The sequence below is a fragment of the Leifsonia psychrotolerans genome (assembly GCF_013410665.1).
GTDB classification, from domain to species: Bacteria; Actinomycetota; Actinomycetes; order Actinomycetales; family Microbacteriaceae; genus Cryobacterium; species Cryobacterium psychrotolerans_A.
Genome location: NZ_JACCFM010000001.1, coordinates 448,672 through 465,190, shown reverse-complemented (window position 1 = coordinate 465,190; position 16,519 = coordinate 448,672). Strand labels below are relative to the sequence as shown.

At 64.2% G+C, this 16,519-nt stretch carries 14 protein-coding genes; 5 read left to right on the top strand and 9 right to left on the bottom strand.

All coding sequences use genetic code 11. The features are described 5' to 3' along the window. The 7 genes from HNR05_RS02100 to HNR05_RS02070 all read right to left on the bottom strand — a co-directional run bounded on the left by HNR05_RS02100 (position 1) and on the right by HNR05_RS02070 (position 7,745). On the bottom strand, positions 1 to 1,488 hold the full coding sequence (locus HNR05_RS02100) for a chlorohydrolase family protein (RefSeq protein WP_179577517.1): 1,488 nt from the start codon (positions 1,486 to 1,488) through the stop codon (positions 1 to 3). Further along, positions 1,485 to 2,306, bottom strand: a complete 822-nt coding sequence (locus HNR05_RS02095; protein ID WP_179577516.1) for an ATP-binding cassette domain-containing protein — start codon at positions 2,304 to 2,306, stop codon at positions 1,485 to 1,487. The genes HNR05_RS02100 and HNR05_RS02095 overlap by 4 nt, the downstream gene beginning before the upstream one ends. Beyond that, positions 2,303 to 3,160, bottom strand: a complete 858-nt coding sequence (locus HNR05_RS02090; RefSeq protein WP_179577515.1) for an ABC transporter ATP-binding protein — start codon at positions 3,158 to 3,160, stop codon at positions 2,303 to 2,305. The genes HNR05_RS02095 and HNR05_RS02090 overlap by 4 nt, the downstream gene beginning before the upstream one ends. Next, the gene (locus HNR05_RS02085) at positions 3,160 to 4,041 is read right to left on the bottom strand and encodes an ABC transporter permease (RefSeq protein WP_218868787.1); all 882 of its coding nucleotides are present in this window, start codon (positions 4,039 to 4,041) and stop codon (positions 3,160 to 3,162) included. Before HNR05_RS02085 ends, HNR05_RS02090 begins: the two co-directional genes overlap by 1 nt. Then, positions 4,038 to 4,988, bottom strand: coding sequence for an ABC transporter permease (locus HNR05_RS02080; protein ID WP_179577514.1), 951 nt, complete (start codon positions 4,986 to 4,988; stop codon positions 4,038 to 4,040). Before HNR05_RS02080 ends, HNR05_RS02085 begins: the two co-directional genes overlap by 4 nt. Before the next feature lie 3 nt (positions 4,989 to 4,991). Continuing rightward, positions 4,992 to 6,629 carry an ABC transporter substrate-binding protein gene (locus HNR05_RS02075; RefSeq protein ID WP_179577513.1) on the bottom strand — a complete coding sequence of 546 codons (1,638 nt, stop codon included), beginning with the start codon at positions 6,627 to 6,629 and terminating at the stop codon, positions 4,992 to 4,994. 63 nt (positions 6,630 to 6,692) lie between these two features. After that, the gene (locus HNR05_RS02070; protein ID WP_343062423.1) at positions 6,693 to 7,745 is read right to left on the bottom strand and encodes an amidohydrolase family protein; all 1,053 of its coding nucleotides are present in this window, start codon (positions 7,743 to 7,745) and stop codon (positions 6,693 to 6,695) included. A 93-nt stretch (positions 7,746 to 7,838) separates the two neighbouring features. Between HNR05_RS02070 and HNR05_RS02065 the strand changes: the two genes are divergently transcribed. After that, the gene (locus HNR05_RS02065) at positions 7,839 to 8,525 is read left to right on the top strand and encodes a FadR/GntR family transcriptional regulator (RefSeq protein ID WP_179577511.1); all 687 of its coding nucleotides are present in this window, start codon (positions 7,839 to 7,841) and stop codon (positions 8,523 to 8,525) included. Further along, the gene (locus HNR05_RS02060) at positions 8,512 to 9,729 is read left to right on the top strand and encodes an MFS transporter (RefSeq protein WP_179577510.1); all 1,218 of its coding nucleotides are present in this window, start codon (positions 8,512 to 8,514) and stop codon (positions 9,727 to 9,729) included. The genes HNR05_RS02065 and HNR05_RS02060 overlap by 14 nt, the downstream gene beginning before the upstream one ends. Before the next feature lie 212 nt (positions 9,730 to 9,941). On the opposite strand, the gene HNR05_RS02055 is transcribed toward HNR05_RS02060, so the two are convergent. Then, positions 9,942 to 10,382 carry a hypothetical protein gene (locus HNR05_RS02055; protein WP_179577509.1) on the bottom strand — a complete coding sequence of 147 codons (441 nt, stop codon included), beginning with the start codon at positions 10,380 to 10,382 and terminating at the stop codon, positions 9,942 to 9,944. A gap of 519 nt (positions 10,383 to 10,901) precedes the next feature. On the opposite strand from HNR05_RS02055, the gene HNR05_RS02050 reads away from it, so the two are divergent. The 3 genes from HNR05_RS02050 (at position 10,902) to HNR05_RS02040 (ending at position 13,944) form a co-directional block, all read left to right on the top strand. Next, positions 10,902 to 11,225 (top strand): PNPOx family protein, encoded by a 324-nt coding sequence (locus HNR05_RS02050; RefSeq protein ID WP_179577508.1) that lies wholly within the window; start codon positions 10,902 to 10,904, stop codon positions 11,223 to 11,225. Positions 11,226 to 11,462: 237 nt separating this feature from the next. Beyond that, entirely contained in the window at positions 11,463 to 12,839 is a 1,377-nt protein-coding gene (locus tag HNR05_RS02045; protein ID WP_179577507.1) for an NAD-dependent succinate-semialdehyde dehydrogenase, read from the top strand. A gap of 58 nt (positions 12,840 to 12,897) precedes the next feature. Then, the gene (locus HNR05_RS02040; protein ID WP_179577506.1) at positions 12,898 to 13,944 is read left to right on the top strand and encodes a ketopantoate reductase family protein; all 1,047 of its coding nucleotides are present in this window, start codon (positions 12,898 to 12,900) and stop codon (positions 13,942 to 13,944) included. 103 nt (positions 13,945 to 14,047) lie between these two features. On the opposite strand, the gene HNR05_RS02035 is transcribed toward HNR05_RS02040, so the two are convergent. Then, a complete protein-coding gene (locus HNR05_RS02035) occupies positions 14,048 to 16,507 on the bottom strand; it encodes a plasma-membrane proton-efflux P-type ATPase (RefSeq protein ID WP_179577505.1) in 2,460 nt (819 codons plus the stop codon). Positions 16,508 to 16,519 lie beyond the last annotated feature (12 nt).

The window sequence follows — 16,519 nt, the reverse complement described above, 5'->3', positions numbered from 1 at the left end:
TCATTGCTCCCCCGGAGGAAAAAGCGGCGGGAAGAGGTCGGTCTCCCTACCGCCCAACGCGTCGCGTTCGGCATACGCGGCGCGTAGCTTGTCGAAGATGCGCTGCCCCGCCGCCGCCAGCGACGGGAGATCGACCCCGGGAATGACACCGTCGCGCATGACAACCCGGCCGTTGATCATGCTGAAGTGGGCGTCGCGCGCGGTGCCGGAGAGCACGAGCGTGCGCATCGGGTCGTCGATCACTCCCCCACGGAAGTCGTCGAGAGAGAACGCGACAAGGTCAGCGGTCGCCCCGTGGGCGATGCGCCCGAGATCGGCGCGGTGCAGCGCCTTCGCGCCACCCATCGTGGCGGCCTCGACGTATTGGGCGAGGTAACCCATGCTGAGGTCGCGATGCTGTGCTTTGGCAGTCTGCACCCCGGTGTCAATCGCGCGGATCAGGTCAGGCGGGAACGAGTCGGTGCCGAGCGCAATGTTCACGCCCTGGTCGAGGTATTGCGAGATCCGTTCAAGCAGGAATGCGTATCGAGCGTTCGTCAGTGGGCAGTGAACGATCGAAACGCCCGCGGCAGCAAGCCGCGCGATCTCACCCGTATCACGCCCCAGGACGTCGGGGTGCACATCAAGGTAGACCCCATGCGCGAGCACGAGGCGTTCATTCAGCAGGCCCACCCGCTCGAGAAGCTCAAGCGGGGTAGCATCGTGCTTCTCCCTGATGATCGCCCGCTCCGAGAGCTCCTGGGTCGCGTGCGCCCGTACGAGAACACCGCGCCGCGCGCTCTCCTTCGCGGTCGCCCGCAAAACATCCTCTGCCACGGTCTCGACCCTGCAGGGGGCCAGTATCCCGGAGACGAGGGGATCCTGCAGTGCGGCAGCGGTGTCCAGAAAACGCACGGCCTCGCGAAAACCGTCCCAACCGCGCGCCTCATCCTCGTGCATCTCGGCGGAACCGTCGGACCCGGTCGTGTGTACCGCGCTGCGATAGGACGGCCCGAGGAAGGTGCGCAAACCCAGTTCGCTCGCGGTCCGGGCAACGTCGAGCAGGTCGTCGTGAGTCTCGGCCCAGGCGCCGTGCACCTCGGTGGCGATCGGCATCGCCGAAGTGATGCCGTGCAGGATGAGTTGCACGAGCGAGTATCGCCGGAGTACGCTCCGCTCGTCCGCGGTGAGCACCTCGCGGGCGCCACCGGCCGCGTACGCGCTCGACCAGTTCAGTCGGGCCTCGTGATCTGGCGTCCACCACGAGTCGAGGTTCAAGTGGTCGATGTCACCGAGCGCATCAAGGTCAATCAGCCCGGGCATCAGCAGGCTGTTGCCGAGGTCGATGATCTCGGCGTCGGGCGACTCGTCGAGCAGCACCCGGCCGCCGTTGCCGGCCGCAACCGCTACGACAATGGGACCCTCGACGGCGACCGCGACATCGCGCAGCATGACGATCTGGCGCCCGTCGTGGGCGAGCGCGTACGCCGCCCGGATCAGCTGAGTCATGCGCTGAGCTTGTCTCGGCGCACCGGCTTCCAGCCCGGGCCGGGAACCGCTGCGCGCAAGGCTCTTGTGTACCCGTGCTGAGGGTTTGCCAGCAACTCGGCGGTAGCGCCGGAGTCGACGACCCGACCCTGCTCCATCACGATCATGCGGTCGGAGATCTGATTCACCACAGCGAGGTCGTGAGAGATAAACAGGTAGCTCACCTTCTGCGCGGCGCGGATGTCACTGAGCAGGTTCAGAATCTGAGCCTGAATTGACACATCGAGCGCGGCAACCGCCTCATCGAGCACGATGACCTCAGGCTTCGCCGCGAGCGCGCGCGCGATAGCGACCCGCTGACGCTGCCCGCCCGAGAGTTCACGCGGGAAGCGCTGAAAGAATTTGGAGTCGAGTCCGACACTCTCCAGAATTTCATGCGCCTCCATCTGGATCTGGCGGGGCGTCTGAGAGGGTGCGGCATGTAGACGCACATTCGAGGAGATCACGTCACCGATCCGCTGGCGCCCATTGAGTGAGGAGTAGGGATCCTGAAACACGTATTGCACCTCGCGAGCCCAGCGGCGCCGATCCGAGAGCTTGTGTACCCCCTGGGTGCGCGAGTTGCCGTGCACGGTGATCGTGCCGCCGCTGACGGATTCGAGGCCCACGAGCATGCGCGCAACGGTCGTTTTGCCGGATCCGGACTCACCCACGATCGCCAGGCACTCGTTCGGGAAGAGCTCAAACGAGACGTCATCCACCGCGACGACCGGGCTACGGCCGGCGCTGGGAAATTCCTTACGCAGTCCGCGCGCGGTGATGATGGCTTCGTGGGTCACAGTGCGGCCTCAGCTTTCAGCGCTTGGTGCATCTCGATGGAATAGTTCAGCTCGGGGAGCCGGTCGGCGCGGATGTCGATGCTCGGTCGCGCGCCCATCAGTTCCTTCGTGTAAGGGTGGGTCGGCGCGGCGTAGACATGCGCGCCCTGCTCTACGATCTCACCCGCGTACATCACGGCTAGTCGGTCACAGCAGGCCTGGGCCAACTCGAGGTTGTGCGTGATGAACAGCAGAGAGAGGCCGCGCGCCTGACGCTGCTCTTCAAGAATGGCCATCACATCGGACTGCGCCGTGACGTCGAGCGCAGTGGTCGGTTCGTCCGCGAGGATGAGCCGGGGTTCGGCGAGCAGCACACTCGCGATGAGTACCCGTTGCAACAGTCCGCCCGAGAGCTCGTGAGGGTACTGGGTGAGCCGCCGTTCGGGGTGGCGCACACCGACTTCGTCGAGCAACGCGACTGCGCGTTTCTCGACCTCGTCGCGGGGCAGGCCGCGGTTGCGCACGAGTGCCTCCGTCAGGAAGTCGCCGACCGTGTGCACCGGGTTCACGTGAGCCCGAGGGTCTTGAAAGATCATGCCGACATCCGCCGACCGGTACTCGCGCAGCCGCGAGCGCGACATCTTGTACACGGACTCACCAGCGAACTGCACATCGCCGCTCACCCGAAAGTTCGTCTCGAGCATGCGCATGATCGCGCGGGTGGTGAGCGACTTGCCGGATCCGGACTCGCCCACGAGACCGAGGGCCTCCCCAGGCTGCAATTCAAGTGAGATGCCGTTCAAGAGAGGGAGCGTCCGGTCCCGGGTGACGAGGGTCGCCCGCAGATCGTCGATGCGCAGGATCGGTTTGGTCATCACACAGTCCTTACGTTGGATGCGAGCTTGTCGCCGATCGCCGTGATGCACCACACAATGAGCACGATTCCGGCGCTTGCGACGATTGCCTCAGTGGGCTGGCCTCGCAACAGTGAGTCGAAGCCGCTCTTCACCATCAGGCCGAGGTCGGCCGTCGGCGGCTGCACGCCGAGCCCGAGGAATGACACTGCGGCGAGGTCGATCACGGCGAAGCCGAGCGATGAGACGGCCTGGGCCACAATGATCGGCTGCACGTTCGGCAGGATCTGCTTGGCCGTGATGGAGATGCCCGACTGGCCCTGCAGCCAGGCCGCCTGCACATAAGGCATCTGCCGCTCGCGAAGCGCCGCTCCACGCACGACGCGGGCGACGTAGGGCACGAAGCCGATCGAGAGACCGACCACGACGGTGGTGAGGTTCGGGCCGAAAATCGCGACGGCGATGAGGCCAAAAACGATACCGGGGACGGAGAAGAGCACGTCGAGCACCCAGGAGATCATCATGTCGATCTTGCCGCCGTGCCAGGCTGCAACGAGCGCGAGCGCAGTCCCGAACACTGTCGCGATGAGGATGACCAAAGTGGGCCCGGCCAGCGTGACTCGTGCGCCCCACATCGCACGCGAGAGAATGTCTCGGCCCAGCGCGTCGGCTCCAAGCAGGTGCGTCGCGCTCGGCCCCGTCAGGGATGCTGACAAGTCGGGTTGGTTCGGCGGGTAGGGCGCAATCCACGGCGCCAACAGAGCGGCGAGGGCGATCAGGGACAGCACCACTGCGGACACCATGCCGGATCCACCCAGCCGACGGGAGAGCATGCTCGGCCAGGTGGGAGCGGCCGGCGCCGGTTTCGCGAGCGCAATTCGCATGGTCGTGGGTATGGTCATTGTTTGCTCCCCAGTGAGATCCGCGGATCGATGAGCGTATAGAGGAAGTCGACGATGGCGTTGACAACGACAAAGGCAATCACGAGCACCAGGATCACGGCCTGCACGACCGCAAAATCACGCTGCATAATCGCACGCACCAGAAGCGAGCCCAACCCGTCGAGCGCGAACACGTTCTCGATCACGACGGCGCCTGCAATGAGCGTCGCGACAGTGAGCCCCATGACGGTGGTGATCGGAATCAGCGCATTGCGCAGGACATGGCGACGCACGGTGACGCTCCCGCTCAACCCGCGCGCGACGGCGGTCTGCACGTGCTCCCGACCGGTCTCCTCCAACACCGAGGCGCGTGTGATCCGGGCCAGGTACGCGGCGCTCGCAACGGCGAGCGCAACCGCCGGCAGGAGAAGATGGTGGAGAGTATCTAAGCCTCCACTACCGCTTCCGTTCGTCGGAAACCAGCCCAGACCAACTGAGAAGACGCTGATCAGCGCGATACCGACCACAAACACCGGCGTCGACAGGCCGAGAGTCGCGACCACGTTGACAATCTGATCAGCCCAGCCACCCTTCAGCGCTGCAATCAGGCCCAGGCCAATGCCGATGACGGCGATCATGAGCGTCGACAGCCCGACGAGGGCTGCCGTGGTGCCGAGGCGGCTCACGATCAGGTCGGAGACACCCTGGCGGTAGACGATCGAGTTACCCAGGTCACCGCGAACGATGTCACCCAACCAACTGAAATAGCGCACGAAGAGGGGATCATCCAGGTGGTACTGCGCGGTGACCGCTGCGATCTGCTCGGGGGTCCCGCCCCGGGGCCCGAGCACGAATGCCAGCGGACTTCCCGGAGCGAGGTAGAGCAGCCCGAACACAACGAAGGACGTGACCAGGAGCACAAGCGCTAATCCGCCCGCGCGTCGCAGGATGTAGGACGACAGGGACATGGGTTACTCGACGCCGCCGATGGTGGCGGCCCAGGGATAAGACAGGTAGGCCACCGACGCCGTAGCGCCCGAGATCCGGTCGTTCTGCACGAGGATCGTCGGCAGGTAGTTCAGCGGCATCCAGGGCAAATCATTCGTGACCTGTTTCTGGATTTCCACGGTGAGCTGTGCGCGCTCCGCCGGGTCAATCGTCTGCCGTGCCGTCTCGATCTCGGCACTCACGGCATCGTAACCGTCGAAGTTGCTGGCTCCGCCGGTCGCAAAGACGTTGTAGACATCGAGAGGATCGGCCATGTTGCCGTACCAGGTGGTGAAGAAGGCGTCCACGCCCTTCCGCGCGGCCGGGTCGAAGTAGAGGTTGCCGTACTGCTCAACCGGGATAACCTTGGTCTCAATCTTCAGACCGATGGCCGCGCCTGCCGCCTGCAGCAGGTTAGCGGTCTGCTCGTGCACGGCAGAGCTGCCCTGGATCGCGATGGTGATTGTCTGGCTCAGGTCACCGGCATCGGCGAGTAACTTCGCGCTTGCGGCGGGATCTGGATCTGTACTGAACTCCTGCCACGCGGGCTCAAAGATGTCAGCTTGGGTGTCCCAGTAGTCGGGGCCGGCCAGGGTCGATGCGGGAAGCGCAGCGCCCTGGAATACGACGTCGGCGACCGCGGTGCGGTCAATCGAGGCAAGCAGTGCATTGCGCACGTCGGGATTGGCAAATAGACCCTCGGTCGCAGCCGAGGCTAGGGTCCAGAACACAAACGATTTGCCATAGGTGGTCGTCACGGTGTCACTGCTTTCGAGCTGCGAGAGGCCGGCCGGGGGCAGGTAGAAGAACTGGCCATCGACATCGCCTGACCGCAGCGCGTTGACGGCGGTGGACTCATCCGCGATTGCCGTGAAAGTGAGCTTCTCAACCTTCGGCATGAGCGTCTCATCCCAGTAGCCGGCGTTCTTCGTCAGCACGATCGACTTGCCGGCATTCCACTGGTCGAGTTTGAACGGGCCCGTGCATTGCACGCTCGCGGTCGGTGTTCCGAAGCTCTCCCCGGCGGCCTCGGCGGCGGCCTGCTGAACAATCGCGCCAGCGGCACTCGACATGCCCTGCTCGAAGAGTGCGTCGGGTTGACTCAGGTGCACGGTGACCTCGTTTGCTCCGGTCACCTCGGCCGACTCCAGATAGGTGAAGTATTCGGAGTAGTACGACGAGGCCCCGGCGCCAGCCTGGCGGGTCAGCGAGTAAACGACGTCGGCGGGGGTGAGTGGTGTGCCGTTCCAGAACGTCACGCCGTCCTGCAGTGTGTAGACATAAGTCGTGTCGTCAGGCTGCGCGACGCTCGCGGCGAGTCCCGGCCCGGTCGACAGGTCGGGATTCATCCGCAGCAGGCTGTCGCACAGGTTTGCGATGACCGTGTTCTCGGCGTAGTTGAAGGAATGCTGCGGGTCGAGCGACAGGGGCTCGTAGGGCAGATTCCAGGTGATCTCGTCGACCGCGGCCGTGCCGGGCACCGTGGTGGAGGAGAGGTTACTGAGGTCAACGTTGAGCTTGCCGGTACCGGCGTCGTTGGCGTTGCCGCCGCCGGTGCACGCAGTCAGCACCAGGGCCGCCGATGCGGCGACTCCCAGCAGGGCGAGAGGTCGTCGAGTCATGGAAACTCCTTCGTTTCAGATGAGATGCGGTGCGAGTGAGGGGTGAAGAACGTGCGGCCGGGTCTATCCGGTGTAGTTGACTCCGCGCCGGATCACCCGACGGGGCGCGGGCCGATCGACGACGAGCTGCGCGATCGAGTTCGCCTCGAACTCGAGGCGCGTGTCGAAACCCGGGCCAGCCCACCTCGCCAGATCGGGCACGCCCAGCAGTTCGCCACCCGCGGTCGAGGCGAGCCGGTAGCAGCGTTCGAGATCGGCGTCGGTGAGAGCGCCGGTGCGGTAACCGAGCAGGTGGGCACGGTCGACCATGCTGCCGGTGCCGAACGGGCTCCACGAATCACGTACCCCGTCGGAGCCGAGCGCCAGGCGCACGCCGTGCTGTTCGAATAGGTCGAGGTCGGGCACCGGGTCGGGGCCGAGCGCGCACGTGGTCAGCCAGACGCCGGCCTCAGCGACGCGGTCGAGCGTCTCACGTAGCCGCGGCAGGCTCGTGTCGCAGGCCGCGAAGGCGTGGCCGATTGTCACCCGCCCCTGCATACCGAGGCCCACGGTGCGGCGGGCGATCTCACGGATCTGCATCAGGCCGACGTCTCCCCCGTCGTGCAGGTGGATGTCGACATCGCGGCCGGCCTCCCCCGCAAGCCCGAACACCGCATCCAAATGACCCTCGACATCCCCGTCGACGCCCGCAGGATCTATGCCGCCCACGAGATCTGCGCCGACGTTGAGCGACTCCCGCATCATCTCGAGCGTGCCCGAGTTGGTAAGCAGACCAAACTGCGGGAAGGCGACGATCTGCACCGTAAGGAACGGCGCGAGTCTGTCAGCTGCCGCACGCACGGCGACGACGTTGTCGACACCAATGTGGCTCGCGACGTCGACGTGGGCACGCATCGCGAGCGTGCCATTCGCCACGGCGTTTGAAAGCAGAGCGTGCGCGCGCTCTTCGGTGCTCGTGTCGAACTCGGCGTCGCGGTCATTTTGGATGAGCTCAGCCAGCGTCTGCGCGGGCTTCCGCGACTGCCACGGTGTTCCCCACGTGGTTTTGTCGGGGTGGATGTGCGCGTCGACGAGCGCGGGTGCGGCAAGGGACGGACCAGATACTGGCGTAGTCACGACGGTGTGGCTCTCTTTCGCAGGCAAACCCGAATGTCGGGTCATATGACATATGATAATCACATAGGCATTCCGAATTCAAACGAGGTTTCCATGCAACCAGTTCGCCGCAGGTCCCTGGTCGACGATGTGGTCGAACAGATCCGGGCTGAGATCAGCTCGGGAGTCTGGGCAGTCGGTGACCGAATCCCCAGCGAATACGAACTGATCGAAAGGCTCGGGGTGAGCCGCCCCTCAGTGCGGGAGTCCGTCCGCGCCCTCGTGCAGCTCGGCCTGCTCGAGACCCGCCAGGGCGACGGAACGTATGTCGTTGCCGACGACGCCACGCAGGTGGCACTGCGCCGCGCCATCGGAACCGCGGACAGCCATGAGGTCATCCAGGTGCGCCGCGCGCTCGACGCGCTTGCCGCCCAACTTGCCGCCGTGCACCGCAGTGACGCCGACATCGACGCCCTGCAGGAGCACCTCGAGAGTCGCCAGCTCGCGATCCGCAGCGGTGACAGTGAGCAGTTCATCACCCACGATATCGCCTTCCATGTGGGCGTTGCGAAGGCGTCGGGCAACAGCTTGCTCGCCGACCTTTATGCCAGCTTCGACGCATCGCTTCGCACCTCGGTCGCTGATAATTCGTGCCTCAGTCGCAACGCCGACCCCGACCGGGCCGACTTGCACAATGCGCTTTACCGAGCCGTCGCCGCCCAGCAACCCGACCAGGCTGTCGCCGCCGCGCTCGGCCTTCTCGACCAGCAAGCACAATCTCTGCTCAATGGGCAGGAGTAGCCGCCCGGGAGCCCTGATCGCCGCCGGCGTGATGGTGGTCGTCATCGGACTGTGCGTGCGCTTTCCGATCACCTCCATTTCCCCCCTTCTAATTCCCCTCGGGGCCAGCTACAGCATTAATGCGACAGGGCTCGCCGTGCTCAGCGCCACCCCGGTCTTATTGTTTGGCCTCACCTCACCTCTTGCGCCGCTACTCGTGCGCAAGGTCGGGCTCGAGCGTGCGCTGCTCGTTCTCCTCATCTCGCTCGCCGCCGCGGGACTTCTGCGGCCACTGAGCACCCCTCTGCTCTTTGTCGGCACCGTCGTCGTCGGCGCTTCGATCGCACTGCTCGGGATACTCACTCCCCAGCTGATCCGACATTTTCTCGACCGGCGCGCGGGATTTTGGACCGGCATCTACACCACAGCGTTCGGCATCAGCGCCGCTGCCGGCGCTGCGCTCACGGTCCCCTTCTTTCACGCGATCGGCGATCAGGCGCCCCCCTCACTCATCGCGTGGGGTGTGCCCCTCTTCGCCGCAGCCTTGATCGGCGCGATTCTGTTGCCACGCCTGCGCGCTGCATCCCCGGCCGGCACGCACGCCGCGGGTGTGACCGCCGTCCCGATTAGGCAAGCGCCGGGCCTCTGGGCCGTTACCGGGTTCTTCGGCTGCCAGGCCCTGATCTACTTCTCGCTGACGTCGTGGCTACCGACCGTCTACACCGACCGCGGGCTTGCTCCGGCCGAGGCCGGATTGTTGCTCGCGCTGATGAGCGTCGCAGGCCTTCCCGCCTCCCTGCTCGCACCCATGCTCGCCTCGAAGCCAAGGCTCCGCACCCCCCTCATCGTCGGCTTGTCGATCGTGTCGAGCGTCGGCCTGATGGGCGTCGCGTTCGGCCCGACGACACTCGCCCCGATCATGGTGTGCCTGCTCGGCATCGCACAAAGCGCCGCGTTCGGAATCTCGATCGGCCTCATCATCTTCACCGCACCGAGCGTCGCCCAGACATCTGCGTTCTCGGCGTTCAGCCAGGGCGTTGGCTACACCTTCGCCGCGATCGGCCCGCTCACGATGGGATTGCTAGCCGCGGCTGGCGTGCCCTGGTCGATCATCGTCGCCTTCCTCATTGTCGCTGTATTCGGGGAGGCATCCTTTGGGGTCGCCGCGTCGCGTGCGTCGAAGTCGCACGCGCTCGCTCCCACTCTCGCCCGCCTCGAGGCCTAACCCAGCGCTCGGTCGGGCTCGTGACTGGCCAGTGTGCTAGCCATGAGTGAAACAAAATTGCTCTGTGCATTCGGTGTCGAAGCGGAGATGCTCCAGATCCTCCTTACTCGACTTCGGGTAAGTGGTCCCGAGAATGACTCCTTCCTTTGAGTCGAAACAGTTGGAGAAGGTGCGCGGTGACACCATGCTGGCTTCACAAATCATCTCGACAGTCACCTACTCGCAGCCGTGCTCGAGCACCGAGCCATTGCCGTGGTTTCAATGGCGACTTGGGCGACCGCACACATTTTGGCGCGCAGCGCGGGCGAAGTTCCGGCAAAAATGATGAGGAGCATCACCACGACGACGATGATTGCAATGGATGCCGGTGCGAACTGCATTATGTGCGAGCCGGGCAAACCAGACAAACCAGACAAACCGGTATGGTCCAGCACATTGCTGATGAATGTGCCGACGCCGACGGCGAAAGCGTTGAGCACTCCGATGATTCGTTTGAAGACGCTTTTGAATGTCCCGAGCTGACCCGCCACGGTCAGCGCACTGTAGCGCTTGTCCAAGAGCGTGGTCTGCAACGCTTGGACTTGCTCAGCGGTCAAACTCGAATCGAACTGTGCGGTTGCCACCGAGTAGCCCACAACGACCGAAGCCGGCATTCCCTCGTTCTATACCTGATTTATCTCCGAGGTCAGGTGCTGTTTCAGCCCGGCGCTGCTGCCCAGCAACGTTTCATTCTGAATGCCTGCAACAGAGGTCCGCACGGTGCTGGGAGCACCCTCGTAGTTCGTCACGCCGATCGAAACTGTCGCTCCGGGTACGTTGATGATCAGCACGTGGTTGCAGGGACGTCGAACTCGCTGTAGTCAAGCGAGACCATCAGAAGCGGCTCGATTCCCTTGATCCCGGGGGCGCTGCGATTGTGTCGAGATCCGGCTGGGTGAGCGCAGCGGTCGCGCGTCCGGGAGCCCAAACCCGTCGCGTGCTTTCGCTTCGGTCGACTCGAACTTCTTCGGCCCAGCATCCAGGGTCGGTGCCGTTTCGGCTGCCTTCGACTGCCTTTCTCCTTATTCACAGCAAAGAGGATGCCTTCGACTACCGCGCCCGTCGCGTAATCCAGGCTTCGCGTCGGCTCATGCGCAAAGATCACTCTCGGGTTGTTCACCAGAGCACGAACGATGACGGCGCGCAGATTATGGCTGCCCGGGAGGTTCCCACAGTATCAGCAGTGGAATCAGAAGACCGTCGAGGAGTTCCGAGCGAACCGCACCGTGTCGGCAGCCAGTTTCGGCCCAGGCCTCGTGCTCCTGCATCACATCGGGGCGAAAAGCGGTGAGGCCCGCGTCAGCGCCTCGAAATCAGGAGCACCCGATAAGCCGGCCTGGTACTACAACCCGCTGCCGCATCCCGACGCCTCCATCGCAACACCGAACGACGGCGTGGTCGCGGTGCAGGCCGTCGAACGACAACTCCCGGTCAATCTGTTCAGACCGACAGGGTAAATCCGTCAGAGTGAGCGGCGTTTGCCTGCTTCCCGCCCGTCGTGTCGCGCTGAGCGCCAAAAGACCCGAGAATGTACGAAGGAACGGTTATCGAGCAGGGGGCTTCCACGCCAACCTCGACGCCTCGTTCCGCCCAGCGACTACAGCCGCACAGAGCGACAGAGCACCGGACACAGTGTCGTGGTCGTCGCCTGAGCTTGGCTGAGTCGTTATTGCCTATCTGGAGGAAAGATATAAATGTCCAAGTACCGGGTGCAGAATCCTGCCACGGGCGAGGTTCTCGAGACGTTCGAGGCCGCGACCGATGCGCAGATCGAAGAGGCGCTTGCGAGCGCCAATGCCGTGTACCGAGAGTGGCGGGAGCGGAGCGTGCAGGAGCGCGCCGCTGTCGTGAAGCGGGTGGCCGAGCTTTTCGTGGAGCGCAAGGATGAGCTCGCACGTCTCATTGCAGTTGAAATGGGTAAGTCGATCGCCGAGTCGATCGACGAGGTCGAATTCGCAGCGTCGATCATCGACTATTACGCCGTGCACGGCCCGAGCCTGATCACCGACTACGAGATCCCAAGCACGGTCTCCGGCAAGGCGTACATCGAGCACCGCCCGGTGGGCACCCTGCTCGGCGTGATGCCGTGGAACTTCCCGTACTACCAGGTCGCACGTTTCGCGGCACCGAACCTGGTGCTCGGAAACACGATCCTGCTCAAGCACGCCGACATCTGCGCGGGCTCCGCCCTCGCGATCCAGGACATCATGGAGGAGGCGGGCGTGCCCGTCGGCGGCTACCAGAACGTCTTCGCGTCACACGATCAGATTGCGACGATGATCGCGGACCCGCGTGTGCAGGGTGTCTCGCTGACCGGCTCCGAGCGTGCCGGCGCGATCATCGGCGCGCAAGCCGGAAAGAACCTGAAGAAGTGCGTGCTCGAGCTGGGCGGCATCGACCCGATGGTCGTGCTTGATTCTGATGATGTTGCGGCGGTTGCGAAGCAGGCGTGGGACTTCCGCGTCTACAACGTCGGCCAGGTCTGCAACTCGAACAAGCGCCTCATCGTGATGGATGACATCTACGACGAGTTCGTTGCCGAACTCACGAAGCTGGCCACGGGCTTGGTGCCGGGCGACCAGCTCAACCTCGCTGACGGCGAGTTCGTGCCGATGTCGTCGCGTGCGGCTGCCGAGACCGTGCATGCCCAGGTGCAGAAGGCCATCTCCGAAGGTGCAACCCTCGTAGCGGGTGGCGTGCTCTCGGACGGGCCGAGCGCTCACTACTCGCCGGCCGTGCTCACCGGGGTGCCGCGCGACTCGGTGTCATACGGTCAGGAGATCTTTGGACCGGTTGCGACCGTGTACAAGGTGTCAAGTGACGAGGAAGCGCTGGAGCTCGCCAACGACTGCGCGCTGGGTCTCGGCGGTTCGGTGTTCTCGACCGATGTGGCTCGTGCGACCCGTGTCGCCGCGGGCCTCGAGGTCGGCATGGCACACGTCAACACGATTGCCGCAGAGGCTGCTGAGCTGCCCTTCGGTGGCGTGAAGCAGTCCGGCTTCGGCCGCGAGATGGGCCCGATCGGCATCGGAGAGTTCGCCAACAAGCGACTCTTCTTCGTCGCCGAGTAGTCTCACTCTCCGCAGTAGCACTTCGAGGGCCGCAGGAGTAACCTGCGGCCCTCGGTGCATGTCCGCGTCTCCACACTGGCTGCAGGAGCAACGGGTGGAGAATGGCGGTGACGACATTTCGGCTGATCGGGCTGTTCCGACGCCAGACGACACAGCCGTTGTGCCGGGCACGACTGGTTTCGTTCCTGGAGGCGATGTGAGGATACTGATATTCGGAGCTGGCGTGATCGGCCGCATTTACGCGACTCGACTGCTCTCAGCCGGGCACGACGTATCGATACTCAGCCGTGGAGCGGCCCTTGACGAAATTCGAACTCAGGGGATCCGCCTGGTGCGTGGGGGCGTTGAAGACCTTCGGGGGTTCCCCCGCGTCGTCGAGGCCGCGGCAGAAGCGGGGCGCACTGATCTGGTTTTCGTCGCCGTGCGCCTTGACCAAGTCGACGCGGCGCTCCGTTCTCTGGGGGCCCTGGATGCCGATGCAGTCGCCAGCCTGATCAACCTTCCGCTCGGCACAGACCGTTTGCTGAAAACGATTGGCGCGGACAGGTTCGTGCCCGCGTTCCCTGGCGTCGCCGGTCGGCTCGACGACCAAGGAACGGTGCATTACGTCCAGGTAGTTCAACAACCCACCATCGTCGGTCCGGGGCGAGCCAGCGACACGGTCGTTTCAGCATTGAAGTCCGCAGGGTTCCCCGTCGCGATGCCGAAAGACATGGATGCGTGGCTGGCAACCCACGCGATCTTCATCTCGGCGTTCGAATCGGCACTTGCGGCCGTTTCGGGTGATTCCCATGCTCTCGCGTCGGACAGCCATGCTGTCCGTGGACTTGTGCTGGCCGTCCGTGAGGGTTTCACCGCGCTGCGCAGCCGCGGCGTCTCGATCACCCCGGCCGCGTTGCGAATCATCTTTCAGACAATGCCGGCGCAGTTCGCGACGCACTACTGGAGCCGCCAACTGGATGGCGAGCTGGGTCGACTGGCACTCGCACCGCACACAATCGCGTCCCGGCACAGCGAACTGCCGGTCCTGCAACGCGATGTTCGATCCCTGTTGGGAGGTGCTGTCCCACCCCGATTGGAGCGCCTCTTCACAGATTCCCGGTGACCCGCACACACATCGAAGTGCGGCTCCAGGTCTCCGATTGGCTCCCTTTCCCGACCATGAGCTGCGGGGGCTCGACGGCGGGCTAACCCCCCGGCGTCGTCGCCTACAGTGCGGCTCGGGCATCGGCGGCGTGCTTTCGCGGGGGGTCGAAGATGCGGTAGGCGACCAGCTTGACACGGTCGTTGATGAGGGCCCAGACCACCGCGTACCCCCAGACGAACGCGACCCATCCCCCGGGGAGCGGGGTCATGAGGATCCCGAACAGGGCGAAGCAGGTGGCGATCGCTTGGGTACCGAAGACCGCGATCACGAGGATGCGGGCCGGGCGCTGGGACCAGAATGGCCCCCGGGTGCGGGTCAGGAAGATCGTCAAATGCCCGGCGACGGAGAGCATCAGGTACATCATCGTCTGCAACTGCGGGCGCCCGAGGTGAAAGACCTCCTCGCCGAGGTAGAACAAGCCGAACGCCGCAATCGGCCCCATGATCCCGAGCACGGTAGAGATGCTCAGCACCAGGCGCATGTTCCATTTCTCCGGGCTCTTTTTGTAGCGCACGTTGTCATACGCGATCGAGAGGATCGCCGCGTCGTTCATCAACGCCAGGATCACGATCATGATCGCGGTCAAGGGGTAGAAGTTGAAGATCAGGATCGCCGCGGTCATGAACAACAACACCCGCAACGTTTCCGCGATGCGGTAGATGGCGTAGCTGTTCATCCGCTGGAAGATCCTGCGGCTCTCTTTGATCGCATCAATGATCACCGATAGTCCCGGCGTCATGAGCACGATCGCGGCCGCCGCGCGTGCGGCATCGGTGGCACCGGACACCGCAATGCCGCAGTCGGCTTCCTTCAGCGCGGGCGCGTCGTTGACGCCGTCCCCTGTCATACCCACGATATGACCGCTCTTTTGCAGAACGTCGACGATGTGGAACTTGTGTTCGGGGAACACTTGCGCGAAGCCGTCTGCCGTCTCAATCGAGCCGATCGTCTCGGTTGACTCTGTCGTGTGGGAGTCACCGAGGTCGGCCGCGTCGAGGATGTTGGTGCCCATGCCGAGCTTCTTCGCGGTTTCCTTCGCGATCGCTAGCTGGTCCCCGGTCACCATTTTCACCGCAACGCCCATCCGGCCGGCCTCGGCGATCGTCGCTTGCGCATCCTCACGGGGCGGGTCGAAAAGCGGCAGCACGCCTTGGAACTTCCACTCGCCGTCCTCGTCAGCCCGGGCGACGCCGAGGGAGCGGAAGCCCCGTGCGGCGAACTCGCCGACCGCCTTGTCGATGGACGGTTTGAGCGTTGCCGCATCCGTACACATGGCCTGGATCACTTGCGGGGCGCCCTTGGCTACCCGGAACGCTGCGCCGTGCGTGGGAGTGACTCTCGCTTCGGTTCGTTTGTGAACCGGGTCGAATGGTTGAAAATCCGTGACCTGGTAGTCGCTCAGGTTCTGCTCCACGCTGACACCGCCGAGCACCGCAAGGTCGATGGTGTCTTTGTCTTCGGCCCGCGAGGCCAACGCCGCGTCGAGAACAACTCGGCTGGCATCCACCCCGCTCACGGCATAGGGGTCACCGAGCGTCAGCTTGTTCTGCGTGAGAGTTCCGGTCTTGTCTGAGCAGAGGATGTCCACCCCAGCGAGTTCCTCGATCGCCGACAGTCGAGTCACGATCGCTTGCTTCTTCGCCAACAGGCGCGCCCCGACCGCCATCGTCACCGACAGAACGGTCGGCATCGCCACCGGGATGGCAGCCACCAAAAGGACCAACGCAAATTGAATCGTCGTGAGGATCGGATCCCCTCGGAAGGTGGCAACGGCGACGATCAACGCGACCATCACGACCGCGAGGATGATCAGAAAGTTGCCAATCTTCAACACGGCACGCTGGAAATGGCTGACACTACGGGCTTCCTGCACGAGACGTGCGGTCGCCCCGAAATACGTACCCGCCCCGGTGGCATAGACCAGGCCGTCGGTCTCGCCCTGACGCATGATCGACCCCGAATAGGCGGCGTCACCGGCTTTCAGAGTCACCGGCAGCGATTCACCGGTTAACGCCGACTGGTCGACTTCCACCGGGTCCCCGGCGAGCAGGCGTACGTCCGCCGGAACGATATCTCCGAGCCGAACCCGGATCACGTCTCCGGGCACCAAGTCACGTGCGGGATGTTCAGCCCAGGTTCCGTCACGTTTGACCGTGGCCGTGATCGCAAGCTGGGCCTTCAGCGCGGCCACAGCGTTGCCCGCCTGACGCTCCTCAGTGAACCCCACCACGGCGTTGGCCAGCAACAAAACCAGAATGATGAAGAAGTCCGGCCAATGCCCCACCACCGCCGACAGGATCACCGCCGCCTCGATCATCCACGGAATCGGGCCCCAGAAGTAGCCCAAGAACTTCAGGATCGCGTTTGCTTTCTTTTCTGCGATCTCGTTCGGACCATACCGTGCCAGAGCCGCAGTCGCGTCGGCCTGGGTGATTCCGTTCGGCGAGGAGCCCAGCTTCTTCTCAAGCTCGGCGAGAGGGAGTTTTTTATCGCCGTCATCGTCGCTCTGTGGGCTAGACATTGCGCTGTTGGA